Below are 14,119 nucleotides of genomic sequence, written 5' to 3' on the forward strand. Positions count from 1 at the left end.
CGGCCCGGCCGCACCCGGGACGGCCCGCAACCCTCCGCGGGCGTCCGCCCGCGCTCCCGACCAGGGAACACGAGATGCCCCTCTCCGACTACCGCATCGACGCCGAGCCCTTCTACGCGCCGCAGGGCGACGAGATCGACCTCTTCGCCGCCGCCCACGCGCTGCGCCAGCCGGTGATGATCAAGGGCCCGACCGGCTGCGGCAAGACGCGCTTCGTCGAGCACATGGCCTGGCGGCTCGGGCGCCCGCTCGTCACGGTGGCCTGCCACGAGGACATGACCGCCTCCGACCTCGTCGGCCGCTTCCTGCTCGACGTGGACGGCACCCGCTGGCACGACGGGCCCCTGACGCTCGCCGTGCGCCACGGCGCCATCTGCTATCTCGACGAGATCGTCGAGGCGCGCCAGGACACGACCGTCGTGATCCACCCGCTCACGGACGACCGCCGGGTGCTGCCGCTCGAGAAGAGGAACGAGCTGGTGCGCGCCCATCCCGACTTCCAGCTCGTGATCTCCTACAATCCCGGCTACCAGAGCGTGCTCAAGGACCTGAAGGAATCCACCAAGCAGCGCTTCGTCGCACTGGACTTCGGCTATCCCGATTCCGCCCGGGAGGCGCGGATCGTCGCCCGCGAGGCGGGAATCGACCTCGACGCGGCGGAGCTCCTCGTGCGCATCGCCCAGCGCAGCCGCAACCTGAAGGGCCACGGCCTCGACGAGGGCGCCTCGACGCGCATGCTGATCCAGGCGGGGCGGCTGATGGGGCGCGGCATCGCGGCCGCCGTCGCGGCCGAGATCGCCATCGTCCTGCCGCTCACGGACGAGCCGGACCTGCGCCGCACCCTCGCCGAGGCGATCGACGCGTGCCTCTAGCATCCGGCCAGGACCCGGCGGGGACACCTCCGAGGGCGCGGATCGAGGCGCTCGCCGCGCGCCTGCGCGCCGCCGCCGGCCCAGACGCCGAAACCGCCTGGCGCGCCGGGCTCTCGGCCCTCGCCGAGCGGGCCGGCCCGTCCTCGCTTCCCGCGGCGAGCCTGATCGACGCGGCGCAGGCCTGCCTCGAGGCGGGCCGCGGCGAGGCGGTCGCGCTCCTTTCCGAGCACGCCCCCGTCCTCCTCGAGCGCGCCGGCCGCCGCGCCGCGGTCGCGACGCTCACGGAGATCCCCCGGCTCCTGCCCCGGCTGCCGACGCGGGACGACGTCGCACGCGTCCTCGGCACGCTCGTGCGCCTCGCGCCGCGCGGGCCGGCCGCCGTCGAGCCGCTCGTGCGCACGAGCCACCTCCTCCTCGCCCGGCTCGACCCCGACGCCCTCGACGCCTTCGTCGAGACCGGCCTCGCGCTGGCCGGAGCCGATGCGCGGCGGCTCGTCGCCTTCGTCGGCCTGTCCTCCCGGGAGGGGCGCGCCGCGCTCGAGGCCGAGGCCGGGGAGCGGCCGCTCGCCGAGCGCGCGCCGGGCCTGTCGCGCTTCGTCGCCGCGCTGTTCGGCGTCCACCTGCTCGTGCGCCCCGCGAGCGTCGAGGGCGACCCGCGGGCGGCGCGGCGCACGCGCTTCGACGGGCGCCTCGTCCTCCTGCCGGAGAGCTTCCGCGGCTATCGCGGCGCGGCGGCCGCAGGGCTCGAGCGCGCCGCCCTCGCCCATGTCGGCGCCCACCTCGCGTTCGGCAGCGGCCGCCTCGACCCGGGGACGCTGAAGCCGGTCCAGATCGCGATCGTCTCGCTGATGGAGGACGCGCGGGTCGAGCGGCTGGCGATGGCGGCGCTGCCGGGCCTCGCGCGGCTGTGGCTGCCCTTCCACACCGCGCGCGCCGAGGGCGCGCAGACGGCCGAGAACCTGCTGGCGCGGCTCTCCCGCGCGCTGGTCGACCCGAATTTCCGCGACGATGCGCCCTGGGTGATGCGGGGCCGCGCGCTCCTCGAGGAGGCGCTGGCCGATCCGCATCCCGGCACGCTGCGCCGCGCCGCCGGGGTGCTCGGCAACGACCTCGGCCAGATGCGGGTGCGGTTCGACGCCAAGGGATACGTGCCCCAGCCGGTCTACCGCGACGACAATTCCGGCCTGTGGCTGTTCGAGCCGGACGCGCCGCCGCCCGTCGACGCGCCGGAGATCGCCGCGCAGGCCGTGCGCATCGAGGCGACCGAGAGTCCCGCGACGCCCCCCGATCGCGATCGCCGCGAGCGCGGCGCCGACGCGCCTCCCGCTCCGGCCCGCCCGCGCGACGCCGCCGAGGAGGGCCGGCCCGTCCTCCGTCTGCCCGAGTGGGACTACCGCGCCGGGCGCCTGCGGCCCGACTGGGTGAGTGTCCTCGACGAGCGGCCCCGCACCGCCCCCGCGCATCTCGTCGATCGCTGGATCGAGGCGCGTCCGGCGACGCTGCTGCGTACCGAGGCGCTGGTGCGGCAGGCGCGGGTCGGCCGGCCGAAGCGGCTGCGCCGGCAGGCGGAGGGCGAGCGGCTCGACCTCGACGCCGCCATCGGCGCGGTGCTCGACCAGCGTCTCGGCCTCGCGCCCGACCCGCGGGTGTTCGAGACCGTGCGCATCGCCGAGCGCGACGTCGCCCTCGTTCTCCTGCTCGACATCTCGGAATCGACCAAGGACACGATCGGCGGGACGACCACCTCGGTGTTCTCCGTCCTGCGCGACGCCACCGCCGTCCTCTCCAGCGTGCTCCATGCGCTCGGCGACCCCTTCGCCGTGCACGCCTTCGCCTCGGACGGGCGCGAGAAGCTGCACTACACCCGCGTCAAGGGCTTCGACGAGCCCTTCGCGGCCGCCGCGAAGAGCCGCCTCGCGGGCTTGCGGCCCGGCTTCTCGACGCGCATGGGCGCGGCGCTGCGCATGGCGACCCGGGCGCTCGCCGACTGCCGGGCCCATCGCCGGCTGATCCTCCTCGTCACCGACGGCGAGCCGTCGGACGTCGATTGCCCCGACCCGCGCCATCTCGTCGAGGACGCGCGCAAGGCCGTGCAGGAGGCCGCCGCGCTCGGCGTGGACGCCTTCTGCGTGGCGGTCGCGCCGCGCGACGATGCCGCGCTCGCCACCGTGTTCGGCCGCGCCAATGTCGCCCACCTGCCCCGGGTCGAGGCCCTGCCGGACCGCCTGCCGCAGGTCTATTGCCGGCTCGTGCGTTGACGGGCTACGCCGCCGCCTCCGGCGACCAGCGCGTCTCGCCCTCCGAGAACAGCGGCACGAGCTCGCCGTGCTCGGGCACCTCGAGGGCGCGCATCACCGGGCGGGCGCGCTCGACATAGGTGACGCGCCGCTCGGACGGCGCGCGGCCGTAGAAGGCGGGGCCGTTGAGGGAGGCGAAGGCCTCGAAGCGGTCGAGCGCGTCCTCCTCGGCGAAGACGCCGAGATAGGCCTCGATGGCCACGGGGGCCGAGAACACGCCGGCGCAGCCGCAGGCGCTCTCCTTGTCGTCGCGCAGGTGGGGCGCCGTGTCGGTGCCCAGGAAGAACTGCCGCTCCCCGCTCGTCGCCGCCTCGCGCAGCGCCAGGCGATGCTCCTCGCGCTTGAGGATCGGCAGGCAGAACATGTGGGGGCGGAGCCCACCGGCGAAGAGGGCGTTGCGGTTGTAGATCAGGTGCTGCGGGGTGATCGTCGCGCCCATGCGCTCCGGATGAGCGCGCACGAAGGCCACCGCCTCGCGGGTCGTGACGTGCTCCATCACGACGCGCAGCTTCGGGAAGCGCGCGAGCGTCGGCGCGAGCACGTCGTCGAGGAAGCGGTGCTCGCGGTCGAACATGTCGACGTGCGGCCCCACCACCTCGCCATGGGTGAGCAGCGGGATGCCCGCCTCCTCCATCGCCGCGAGCACGCGGTCGAGCTTGCGGATATCGCTGACCCCGTGGGCGGAGTTCGTCGTGGCGTTGGCGGGATAGAGCTTCGCCGCGGTGAAGACGCCCTCGGCGTGCCCGCGCACCAGGTCCGAAGGATCGGTGTCGTCCGTGAGGTAGCAGGTCATCAGGGGCGTGAAGTCGCAGCCCTCCGGCACGGCGGCGAGAATCCGCTCGCGATAGGCGGCGGCCATCGCCGCGCTCGTCACCGGCGGGGAGAGGTTCGGCATCACGATCGCGGCGTGGACCGCGCGGGCCGTATAGGGCACGACGGTGCGCAGCATGGCGCCGTCGCGGAAGTGGACGTGCATGTCGGCCGGCTGGCGGATCGTGATCGTGCGCATGCGTCCCTCCGTCCTCCCCGCGCGCCCTGCGCGGGAGACCGGACCTACGCCCTCCGGCGCCGCTCGGCAATTCGGAAAAACCGCCGGGCGGGCCGCGATTTCCCCGACGGGCGACGGCTTGCCCCCGCACGCGGCTGCGGCCAGGATCGCCGCGAAACGAGAGATGGAGACGCCCCGATTCCCGGCCCCGACCGGCGCGCCGTCACGGACGCCACCGATCCCGCCCCCGCCGCCGAGCCGAGCCAGCGCATCCGCCTCTCGGACGTCGGCGCGCGCCTGCGCGCCTTCCGCATGGGCCGCGGGCTGACGCCGGAGGACGTCGCGGCGCGCATCGGAATCTCGCGCGCAGCGCTCTACCGCGCCGAGCAGGGCCAGATCCCCAAGATCGAGACGCTGGCCGGCATCGCCGACGTGCTCGACACCTCGCTCGCGAGCCTGCTCGGCGCCGGCATCGAGTACGTGCCGACGGCGGTGGCCTTCTTCGAGCGCATGCGCCAGCTGGAGGAGGCCTCCCACGAGGTGGTCGGGCTGTTCGGGCCGGTCTCCTACCTCCTGACGTCGGACGCCTACGACGCCATGCTGGCGGAGGTTCTGCGGGAGGGACCACGCGCGGGACGCGGCGCGGGCGACAAGGACGGCGCGGCGCTGGAGACGCTGCTGACGGTCCTGCGCGAGCGCAAGGCCTGGTTCCGCGCGGCGAAGCCCGCCATCGTCAGCCTGATCTCCTCCTCCGACATCGAGCGCTTCCTCGCCCACGGAGCGGTGGGGCGCTACGACCTGGACGAGGCGACGATCCTGCGCCGTCGCCGGGAAGCGCGGCGGGAGGTGGAGCACATCGCGGCGCTCGTGGCCGACCCGCCGGCGAACGTCGAGATCGGAATCGTGCTCGAGCCGACGCCGGCGACGACGTTCCAGATCTTCCGTCAGCCCGACCGCTCGGTCCTCGCCATCTCGCCGTTCCGCCTCGGCGAGCAGCCCAACGTCAGCCTCGGCGTCGCGCTGATCACCTCGGCGCCCGAGCCGATGGCGCTGCACGAGGAGATCGCCGCGCGGCTTCGCGCCAGCGCGCTCCGGGGTGACGCGGCGCTCGCGCACCTGCGGGCGCTCGTCGCGCGCCACGGCGTCGAGCCTGCCTAAAAGACGCGCAGCGCGCGTCTCATTTTTGAGACTTTTCTGTTGACAGGGGCGCGGCGAGGCTCTTCCCTAGGTACTTCCGGAGCGGAAGAAACAAGGGGACACCCTCGATGATCTCAAGGCGCACACTCGTTCTCGCGGCCGGCCTCGCCGCCGCCGTCGTCGCCGGCCCGATGTCGGGCTCCGTGGCGGCCCAGGAATTCACCGCCCGCATCGGGCATCTCGAGTCGCCCCAGCAGCCGCGGCACCAGGGCCTGGAGATGGTCGCCGACCTCGTGGCGGAACGCACCGACGGCGCCGTCGTGTTCCAGCTCTATCCCGCCGGCCAGCTCGGCCAGGCGCGCGAGATGAACGAGGGCGTGCAGCTCGGCGTCATCGAGGGCACCGTCTCCCCCGCCGCCTTCCTGGCGGGCTTCAACCCGGCGGTGTCGATCCTCGACGTGCCGTTCGTCTACCCCGCCGACCGCGAGCAGGCGAACGCGCTGCGCACCGGCGCCTTCGGCCAGGCCGTGCTCGACAGCTTCGAGCCGCGCGGCTTCGAGGCGATCGCCATTTGGCCGAACGGACGCAAGAGCTTCACCTCGAACAAGCCGCTCGAGGGCGTCGACGCCTTCGAGGGCCAGCGCTTCCGCGTGATGGATTCGCCCGTGCTGATCGAGCAGTTCAACGCGGTCGGCGCCTCCGCCGTGGCGCTCCCCTTCGGTGAGCTCTACACCGCGCTGCAGACGGGCGTGGTCGACGGGCAGGAGAACGCCCTCGATACGATCGCCACGATGAAGTACAACGAGGTCCAGGACAACCTGCTCGTGTCCGGCCACGGCGCCAACGAGGACATCGTCCTGTTCAACCCGGGCTGGTGGGCCTCGCTGCCGCAGGAATACCGCGACGTGATCGTCGCCGCCTTCGACGAGGTCCGCCCGCAGGTCGAGGAGATCAAGGAGGCGTCCCAGCAGGCCGCTCTCGAGCGCCTCACGGAAGCCGGCATGAACGTGCGCGAGCTTACCGACGAGGAGCGCGCCACCCTGCGCGAGGCCATGTATCCCCGCGCCCGCGACGCCTATCTCGGGCTGGCCGGCGACGCGGGACAGGCGATCGTCGACGTCTACGAGGACCAGTACGCGGACGTGACCGGCGAGTGATCGCCGGCATGTCCGACGCCCTCCCCACTCCCGCGGGCGTGTCGCTTCGCGCATCGTCCTGCGCCGTTCGCGGCGCACGACGAGCGTCTTCCCGGAGCGTTCTCGGGATCGGGGCGGGTCCATTTCCTTCCCTGTAGGGGGAGGAGAGAGCCGACGTCGACCTTCGGCGCGAGCCCGGTCGTCGACGCGGGGCTGCAGGGTTCCGCCGCACTGCGCGTCGGGACCGTTCACCGCCATGGAAGCCTGAACAGGGGAGCCTCGGACGCGAGGCCCCCAGCCGGAGACCAAGACCCGTGATCGCGCTCCTGCGGGCGATCGCGACGGTGGAGCGGGTGCTCCTCGCGTCGCTCATGATCGCCATGACGCTCCTCTACAGCGGCGCCGTCCTCGTGCGCGAGGTCTCGGACGAGCTCTATCGCGAGCTCGCCTGGGTCGACGAGGCCACGCGCTGGCTGATGGTGTGGATGGTCTTCCTCGGCCTCGGCCTCGCGCTGGAGCAGGGCAAGCACGTGGCGATGACCTCGCTGCTGGCGACCTTCTCGCAGCGCGCCCGCCGCATGGTGCGCCGGGCGATCGACGCCGTCGGCCTCGCCTTCTCGCTCGCCATCGTCTGGTTCGGCTGGGACATCACGCGCCTCGTGCTCGGCACCGGCCAGGTGAGCCCGACGCTGGGGCTCACGACGGCGATCCTCTACCTCGCCCTTCCCGTCGGCTTCGCGCTGCTCGCGCTGCGCTACCTCGCGGGCCTGCTCGGCATCCAGGACCGGGCCCTCGAGCACGAGCATCCGGAGCGCCCGTCATGATCGTCGCCGCGCTCTTCGCCCTCGCGATCCTCCTCCTGGTGCTCGGCTTCGAGATGCTGCTCGTGCTCGGGCTGCCGGGGCTGATGATCAAGGAGATCTGGTTCGACCGCCTGCCGGACATCGTCATCGGTCAGAAGATCGTCGGCGGCATCAACCACTCGACGCTGCTCGCGATCCCCTTCTTCATCTTCGCCGCCGAGCTGATGGCGAGCGGGCGCATCGCGCGCGACCTGACGACGCTGGTGAAGGCCTTCCTCGGCCACCGCGCCGGCGGCATCGGCCACACGACGATCGGCGCCTGTGCCGCCTTCGGCGCGGTCTCGGGCTCGGCGCCGGCGACCGTCGCGGCGCTCGGGCGGATCATGTACCCCGAGCTGATCAAGTCGGGCTACAAGGACCGCTTCGCGCTGGGCCTCATCGTCTCCTCGGCGGAGACGGCGCTTCTCATCCCGCCGTCGATCACGCTGATCATCTACGGCTGGCTCACGGGCACCTCGATCACGGGGCTCTTCGCCGGCGGGCTCGTCATCGGCCTCGTGCTGGCCTTCGCCTTCGCGCTCTACGTGATGTGGGACAGCTACCGCATGGGCCGCCAGGCGACGCCCGCGCCGTCGCTGCGCGAGCGGGTGCGCGCAGCGGGCGCCGCCGGCTGGGCGCTGGGGCTGCCGGTGATCATCCTCGGCGGCATCTACGGCGGCATCTTCACGCCGACGGAGGCCGCGGCCGTGAGCGTCGTCTACGCGGTCTTCGTCGAGGCGGTGGTCTATCGCGAGCTGAGCTTCGCCGGCCTCTTCGGCGTCGCCGGCCGCGCGGCGGTGACCAACACGGTGATCTTCATCCTGCTGGGGATGGGGAGCCTCGTGTCCTACTTCATCACCCTCGCCCAGCTGCCAGGGCTCGTGATCGATTTCATGCAGGCGATCGAGGCGAACTGGATCGTCTTCCTGATGATCGTCAACCTGCTGTTCCTGGTCGCCGGCATGTTCATCGACCCGAACTCGGCGCTGCTGGTGCTCGTGCCCGCACTCTATCCGGTGGCGATGACCTTCGGCATCGATCCCGTCCATTTCGGGCTCATCGTGTCCCTGAACATCTGCATCGGGATGATCACGCCGCCCTTCGGGCTCGACATCTTCGTCGCGTCCTCCACCCTCGAGAAGCCTGTGGCGACCATCATCGCGGGCGTCTGGCCGTTCGTGCTGATCAACCTCGCGACCCTGATGGTCGTGACCTACGTGCCCCAGCTCTCGACCTTCTTCCCCAGGCTGATCCTCGGCTGAGGAGAGCGCTTCCCATGATGATGCCCATGCTCGATCCCGACGTCGTTCCCCCGGCGGCGCCCGCGCGCCCGGTGCCGGGGCGCCCCCTGGAGATCGAGGCGCTGGTGCGCGAGCACGTCTGCGTCAACGACGAGTACCGCTACCTCTCGCTCGACCTGCCCGACGGCGTGCCCCACGCGCGACCGGGCCAGTTCTACCACCTGCTCTGCCCGGGCGGCGACGGGCTCGAGCCCTTCTTCCGCCGGCCGATGAGCGTCTACCGCGTCGAGCCGGAGCGAAACCGCGTCGGCTTCCTCTACAAGGTGACCGGCACCGGCACCGCGGCGATGGCGCGGCTGTGGCCCGGTGACGGGTTCAACATCTTCGGCCCGCTCGGCATCGGCTTCACGCTCCCCGCCGACACGGCGCCGATCGTGCTGCTGGGCCGCGGCGTCGGCCTCGCCACGATGGGGCCCCTCGTGCCCTTCGCCCGCGAGAACGGCCACCGGGTCACCGCCGTCCTGAGCGCACGGGCGCCCGAGCTCCTGATGTCGGTCGAGGAGATGCGCATCGCCGGGGCCGACGTGCTCACGGTGACGGATTCCGAGGGCACCTCCGCCGTCCCGCACGTCGAGGGGCTGCTCGAGGACCTCGTCGCGCAGGGGCGCTGCGGAGCGCTATACGTCTGCGGCTCGAGCCGCCTCACGCGCCTCGCCCAGAGCGTCGCCGCGCGCCACGGCCTGTTCGGCGAGGTCGCGCTCGAGCAGCAGATGGCCTGCGGCGTCGGCGTCTGCTTCTGCTGCGTCCGGCCCTTCCGGGAGAACGGCGAGACGGTGCACCGTCGCGTGTGCTGCGAGGGGCCGGTGTTCCCGCTCGCGGAGGCGCTGGCATGATCGACCTCTCCGTCTCCTGCGGCGGGCTCGCGCTCGCCAACCCCGTCATGCCGGCGTCGGGCACGTTCGGCCTCGAGCAGGCCGGCATCTTCGATTTCGAGCGGCTCGGCGCCTTCGTGACGAAGACGATCACCCCCGACAAGCGGCTGGGGAACCCGACGCCGCGGGTGTCGGAAGTGCCGAGGGGCATGCTCAACTCGATCGGCATCCCGTCGAAGGGCGCCGACGCCTTCGTGCGGGACGTCATCCCGCGTTTCGCGCAATGGCGCCCGCCCCTCGTCGTCTCGATCTCGGCGAACACGCCGGACGCCTTCGCCGACCTCGCCCGCACGGTGAGCGTGGCCGGCGTCGCGGCGATCGAGATCAACATCTCCTGCCCGAACCTCGAGGACGACGGCAAGGCCTTCGCCATGCGCCCGGAGAGCACGCGCGAGATCGTGCGGCGCCTGCGCGACGCGACCGCCCTTCCCCTCTGGGCGAAGCTGACGCCGAACGCCGGCGACGTGGGCGCGGTGGCACAGGCGGCCGAGGAGGGCGGCGCCGACGCCCTCGTCGTCGCCAACACCATCCTCGCCATGAGCGTCGACGTCGACACCCGTCGCCCGAGCCTCGGCAACGTCATGGGTGGCCTCTCCGGGCCGGCGGTGAAGCCGATCATCCTGCGCATGGCCTACCAATGCGCGCGGGCCGCGACCATCCCGGTGATCGGCTGCGGCGGCATCGCCACCGCGAAGGACGCGCTCGAGTTCCTCATCGTCGGCTGCCGCGCAGTGCAGGTCGGCACCGCCTCCTTCATTCACCCGAGCGCCCTCGTGGACGTCATCGACGATCTCGAGGACCATTGTCGCGCCAACGGCATCGCACGGATCGAGGACGTGATCGGCTCCCTCGACCTCACCCAGGCGGAGCGCGACATGATCGGTGATGCGGCTCTGGAGGCACACGCATGAACCTGCGCACCGATCCCGCTGCGACGGCCGTCGATCTCGCGAGCCTCGATCTGCGCGCGCTGGCCGAGCGCCTCTTCACGGACGCGGCCGCGCTGTCGCCGGACCGCGTCGGCCTCTCGCGCCCCGCCTACAGCGCCGTCGAGAGCCGGATGCTCGCCCATCTCGAGGAGACCGCCCGCGCCCACGGCCTCGAGACCTGGCGCGATCCCGGCGACAACCTCGTGATCGCGGCCCCCGGCGACACCGATCCGGCGGCGCGGGCGGGCTATCTCGGCTCGCACGTCGACACCGTGCCGGAAGGCGGCAACTACGACGGCCTCGCGGGCGTCGTCGCGGGCCTCCTCGCGCTGCTCGCCAACGTCCGCGACGGCACCAGCGCGGGGCGCGTGCCGCTGCGGGTGCTGGCGCTGCGCGGCGAGGAGAGCGCCTGGTTCGGGCGCGCCTACATGGGCTCGCTCGCCCTGTTCGGCCGCCTCGGCGGCGCGGCGCTCGAGGCCAGGCGCCGCGACGGCGTCGGCACGCTCGCCGACGCCATGCGCGAGACGGGCCTTCCCGTCGAGCGCATCGCCGCCGGCGAGCCGCTCGTCGACCCGAAGGCCTTCGCCTTCTTCGTCGAGCTCCACATCGAGCAGGGCCCCGTCCTGGTCGAGCGCAAGTGGCCCGTCGCCGGCGTCACCGGCATCCGCGGCAACATCCGCCACCGCGAGATCCGCTGCCTCGGCGAGGCCGGCCATTCCGGCGCCGTGCCGCGCTGGCTGAGGCGCGACGCCGTCTTCGCCATGTGCGAGCTCGTCATGCGCATGGACGAGCACTGGGCGACCATCCAGCAGCACGGCGGCGACCTCGTGCTGACCACGGGCATCGTCCAGACGGACGCCGCCCACCACGCCATGTCGCGCATCCCCGGCGAGGTCTCCTTCAGCTTCGAGGCGCGCAGCCTCGACGCCGGCACGCTCGAGGCCGTGGAACGCCTCGCCCACGCGGAAGCGCGGGCGATCGAGCGCGATCGCGGCGTGCGCTTCCACTTCGACGAGCCGGTGCGCTCCGCCCCGGCGAGCCTCGATCCGGCGATCCTCCAGGCGATCCTCGCCGAGATGGAGGGCGAGGGCCTGCCCGCGGAGACGGTGCCGAGCGGCGCGGGGCACGACGCCGCCGTGTTCGCCCAGGCGGGCGTGCCGAGCGGCATGATCTTCGTGCGCAACACCAAGGGATCGCACAATCCGAACGAGCACATGGAGGTCGACGACCTGATGGTCGCCGTCGGCGTCATGAGCCGGCTCGGGAAGACGCTGGTGGATCGCGCGAAATGAGCCGTGCGCAACGGCCATACGGCGTTGGACGTCCCCCCGTTCACCGGCTAGATGAGGCGCCGCGCGCCGATGGAGGGACGATCCCGTGACGAATTTCACCGACAAGGCTCTGATCGCCGAGCTCACCGCCAAGATGCTGCTCGAGGTGCAGGCGGTGCATTTCCGGGCCGACGAGCCCTTCCGCTTCACCTCCGGCTGGGCGAGCCCGGTCTACATCGACTGCCGCAAGCTGATCTCGTACCCGCGCATCCGCAACACGCTGATGGACTTCGCAGCCTCCGTGATCCTGCGCGACATCGGTTTCGAGTCGCTCGACGCCATCGCCGGCGGTGAGACCGCGGGCATCCCTTTCGCCGCCTGGATCGCGGACCGGCTCTCCATGCCGATGCAGTACGTCCGCAAGAAGCCCAAGGGCTTCGGCCGGGATGCTCAGATCGAGGGCGATTTCCGCGAGGGCGCGCGCATCGTGCTGGTCGAGGACCTCTCGACGGACGGCCGCTCGAAGATCCGCTTCTGCGAGGCGCTGCGCGCCGCGGGGCTGACGGTGGAGCACACCTTCGTGATCTTCCACTACGACATTTTCCCGCAGACCAAGGAGACGCTGAGCGAGCACGGCATCACCATGCACTCGCTCGCCACCTGGTGGGACGTGCTGGCGGTCGCGCGCAAGCAGGGCTACTTCGCCGCCGAGACCCTTAACGAGGTCGAGGCCTTCCTCAACAGCCCGATGGAATGGTCGGCGGCGCACGGCGGGGCGAGCAGCTTCCCGCAGAGCTGATCCTCAGGAGCAAGAAGACATGCTGGACGACGTCAAGCGCATCCTCGTCGACGGTCCCCTCGGCGTCCACACCGCCGAGGAGTTCATCCAGGCCTGCCTCGCGCGGGCCGCGAAGCCGGGCGACCCGGACACCGTCGCGCTGTTCGTGCTCGCACGCCTCGCCCAGCCCTTCTGCGACTTCTACGCCGACCAGGCGCTGAGCGAGGCGACGGCCGTCGGCTTCCGCGATCGCATGGTGGCGACGATCGACGCCTACGGCGCGGCGGGAACGCCGGAGGCACGCGACGCCGCGCTGGCGCAGGCGATCCGCGAGGCGCTGGCCGCCGCCTGAACGGCGCAGCCGGCATGCCGGCCGCCGTCGCCGGTGCGGCGGGGTCGGCGTCACTTCAGCGGGTCGTGCCCCCAGTTCATCAGGGAGTAGCGCCAGCGCGAGTGCTCCTTGTCGTCGCTCGGGCCGCCCTGCTTCGCGTGGCGGTGGACGTATCCGACGACCGCCCTCATGTGCGCGTAGTCGTCGTCCGCCAGCTCCGCCTTCTTCTTGCGCGCGATCTCGACGATGCGCCGTCCGGACTTGTGGCCGACCGCCTCGTTCTCGCCCTCGTGCGTCCAGCCGACGTTCTGCGACTCCTCGGTCTCGAGCCAGTCCTCGAGTTCCCGGGGCGACATGTTCACCGCCTCCTCGAAGTCGCGATAGATCTCCTGCTTGCGTGCGTCCTCCATGGACCGCCTCCCTGGTTCACGAGGCGGGGGAACGCGCGAGGCCGGCGACGGGTCGAGCGACGCACCGTCGCGTCCCCCGCCTCCGCTCACGCTCGCGGCGGCTCGCCGGCAGAGGCCAGGCCCCCTGCGGCCGCCAGCGCGGAGCGATCGAGCCCGAAGCGCGCGAGGAGCGCGTCGTCGACCGGTCGGCCGCGGCGGCGCAGCGCGCCGTTGAGATCGGCGCGCCAGGCGGCGAAGGGGCCGTAGCGCTCGGAATGGTTCTGGGCCGTGCCGACCAGGTACGCGCCGCGCGTCGGCAGCGCGACGACGCGCGCGCCGCGGGCGGCGGCGGCCTCCGGCCAGTCGTGGTGATCGCGCAGCATGTGGAGCGGGTTGCGCCGCAGCGGATCCGGATCGTCCGGGCGCAGGCGGGCGACGATCGACGAGCCGCACAGCGCGTAGAACGGCCGCTCGAACACGCCGGGAAACGGCAGCGGTGCCGTCTGTCCGGTGGCGAAGTCGATCATGTCGCCCTGCGCGAGGACGCCGCCGAGCGTCTCCGGGTCCACGGTGGCGCGGGCCACCGCGACGAGGTCGCGGGGAACCCAGTCGTCCGCGTCGACGAGCATCAGCCAGCCGTCGCCGTCGCGCATCGCCGCTTCGCCGAGCGCGTGCTTCTTGCGGCCGGCGTCGTTGTTGGCCGCATCGGGCGCGTCCGCGCGCCAGCCCGCCTCGACGAAGCGCACGCGCGGATCGTCGGGCAGGGTCGCGGGCCGGTCCTGGCCCGTGACGAGGACGCGGAAATCGGGGTCGGTCTGCGCGAGAATGCTGCGCAGCGTGAGCGCCAGCAGGGTCTCGACACGCGCGAAGTCGTCGCTGCCCGCGCGGCCGACGAGCGGGATCCCGAACGTGAACGGATGATGGCACGCCATGACATCGGCGAAACGCCGCGGGCGCTCGGTGGTTCGGCGATCCG

14 protein-coding genes are annotated in these 14,119 nt (G+C 72.4%); 11 read left to right on the plus strand and 3 right to left on the minus strand.

All coding sequences use genetic code 11. The annotated features are described in order from the left end of the window. The first annotated feature begins 74 nt into the window (after positions 1 to 74). Both G407_RS0113565 and G407_RS27720 read left to right on the plus strand, forming a co-directional pair. A complete protein-coding gene (locus G407_RS0113565; protein WP_029031226.1) occupies positions 75 to 872 on the plus strand; it encodes a CbbQ/NirQ/NorQ/GpvN family protein in 798 nt (265 codons plus the stop codon). Further along, positions 863 to 3,130, plus strand: coding sequence for a nitric oxide reductase activation protein NorD (locus G407_RS27720; RefSeq protein ID WP_052341350.1), 2,268 nt, complete (start codon positions 863 to 865; stop codon positions 3,128 to 3,130). The genes G407_RS0113565 and G407_RS27720 overlap by 10 nt, the downstream gene beginning before the upstream one ends. Positions 3,131 to 3,134: 4 nt before the next feature. Here the strand turns inward: G407_RS27720 and pyrC are convergent, their stop codons facing one another. Beyond that, positions 3,135 to 4,178, minus strand: coding sequence for a dihydroorotase (pyrC, locus tag G407_RS0113575; RefSeq protein ID WP_029031227.1), 1,044 nt, complete (start codon positions 4,176 to 4,178; stop codon positions 3,135 to 3,137). A 276-nt stretch (positions 4,179 to 4,454) separates the two neighbouring features. Between pyrC and G407_RS0113580 the strand changes: the two genes are divergently transcribed. The 9 genes from G407_RS0113580 to G407_RS0113620 all read left to right on the plus strand — a co-directional run bounded on the left by G407_RS0113580 (position 4,455) and on the right by G407_RS0113620 (position 12,775). Then, positions 4,455 to 5,315 (plus strand): helix-turn-helix domain-containing protein, encoded by an 861-nt coding sequence (locus G407_RS0113580; RefSeq protein WP_280742379.1) that lies wholly within the window; start codon positions 4,455 to 4,457, stop codon positions 5,313 to 5,315. A 107-nt stretch (positions 5,316 to 5,422) separates the two neighbouring features. After that, positions 5,423 to 6,451 carry a TRAP transporter substrate-binding protein gene (locus G407_RS0113585; protein ID WP_029031229.1) on the plus strand — a complete coding sequence of 343 codons (1,029 nt, stop codon included), beginning with the start codon at positions 5,423 to 5,425 and terminating at the stop codon, positions 6,449 to 6,451. Positions 6,452 to 6,744: 293 nt separating this feature from the next. Further along, positions 6,745 to 7,254: a TRAP transporter small permease gene (locus tag G407_RS27725; RefSeq protein WP_052341351.1), complete on the plus strand. Its 510-nt coding sequence runs from the start codon at positions 6,745 to 6,747 to the stop codon at positions 7,252 to 7,254. Next, the gene (locus G407_RS0113595) at positions 7,251 to 8,534 is read left to right on the plus strand and encodes a TRAP transporter large permease (protein ID WP_043539787.1); all 1,284 of its coding nucleotides are present in this window, start codon (positions 7,251 to 7,253) and stop codon (positions 8,532 to 8,534) included. Before G407_RS27725 ends, G407_RS0113595 begins: the two co-directional genes overlap by 4 nt. Before the next feature lie 14 nt (positions 8,535 to 8,548). Beyond that, complete coding sequence (locus G407_RS0113600) at positions 8,549 to 9,406, plus strand: dihydroorotate dehydrogenase electron transfer subunit (protein WP_245259088.1); 858 nt, start codon at positions 8,549 to 8,551, stop codon at positions 9,404 to 9,406. After that, positions 9,403 to 10,356, plus strand: a complete 954-nt coding sequence (locus G407_RS0113605) for a dihydroorotate dehydrogenase (RefSeq protein WP_029031232.1) — start codon at positions 9,403 to 9,405, stop codon at positions 10,354 to 10,356. Before G407_RS0113600 ends, G407_RS0113605 begins: the two co-directional genes overlap by 4 nt. Further along, complete coding sequence (locus G407_RS27730) at positions 10,353 to 11,666, plus strand: hydantoinase/carbamoylase family amidase (RefSeq protein ID WP_052341352.1); 1,314 nt, start codon at positions 10,353 to 10,355, stop codon at positions 11,664 to 11,666. Before G407_RS0113605 ends, G407_RS27730 begins: the two co-directional genes overlap by 4 nt. Before the next feature lie 85 nt (positions 11,667 to 11,751). Next, on the plus strand, positions 11,752 to 12,444 hold the full coding sequence (locus G407_RS0113615) for an orotate phosphoribosyltransferase (protein WP_029031233.1): 693 nt from the start codon (positions 11,752 to 11,754) through the stop codon (positions 12,442 to 12,444). 19 nt (positions 12,445 to 12,463) lie between these two features. Then, positions 12,464 to 12,775, plus strand: a complete 312-nt coding sequence (locus tag G407_RS0113620; protein ID WP_029031234.1) for a hypothetical protein — start codon at positions 12,464 to 12,466, stop codon at positions 12,773 to 12,775. A 50-nt stretch (positions 12,776 to 12,825) separates the two neighbouring features. Here the strand turns inward: G407_RS0113620 and G407_RS0113625 are convergent, their stop codons facing one another. Next, positions 12,826 to 13,164, minus strand: a complete 339-nt coding sequence (locus G407_RS0113625) for a DUF3140 domain-containing protein (RefSeq protein ID WP_029031235.1) — start codon at positions 13,162 to 13,164, stop codon at positions 12,826 to 12,828. 86 nt (positions 13,165 to 13,250) lie between these two features. Continuing rightward, positions 13,251 to 14,075 carry a glycosyltransferase family A protein gene (locus tag G407_RS30525; RefSeq protein WP_052341353.1) on the minus strand — a complete coding sequence of 275 codons (825 nt, stop codon included), beginning with the start codon at positions 14,073 to 14,075 and terminating at the stop codon, positions 13,251 to 13,253. Between the last annotated feature and the right edge of the window lie 44 nt (positions 14,076 to 14,119).

This window comes from Salinarimonas rosea DSM 21201 (assembly GCF_000429045.1).
Taxonomy (GTDB): Bacteria; Pseudomonadota; Alphaproteobacteria; order Rhizobiales; family Beijerinckiaceae; genus Salinarimonas; species Salinarimonas rosea.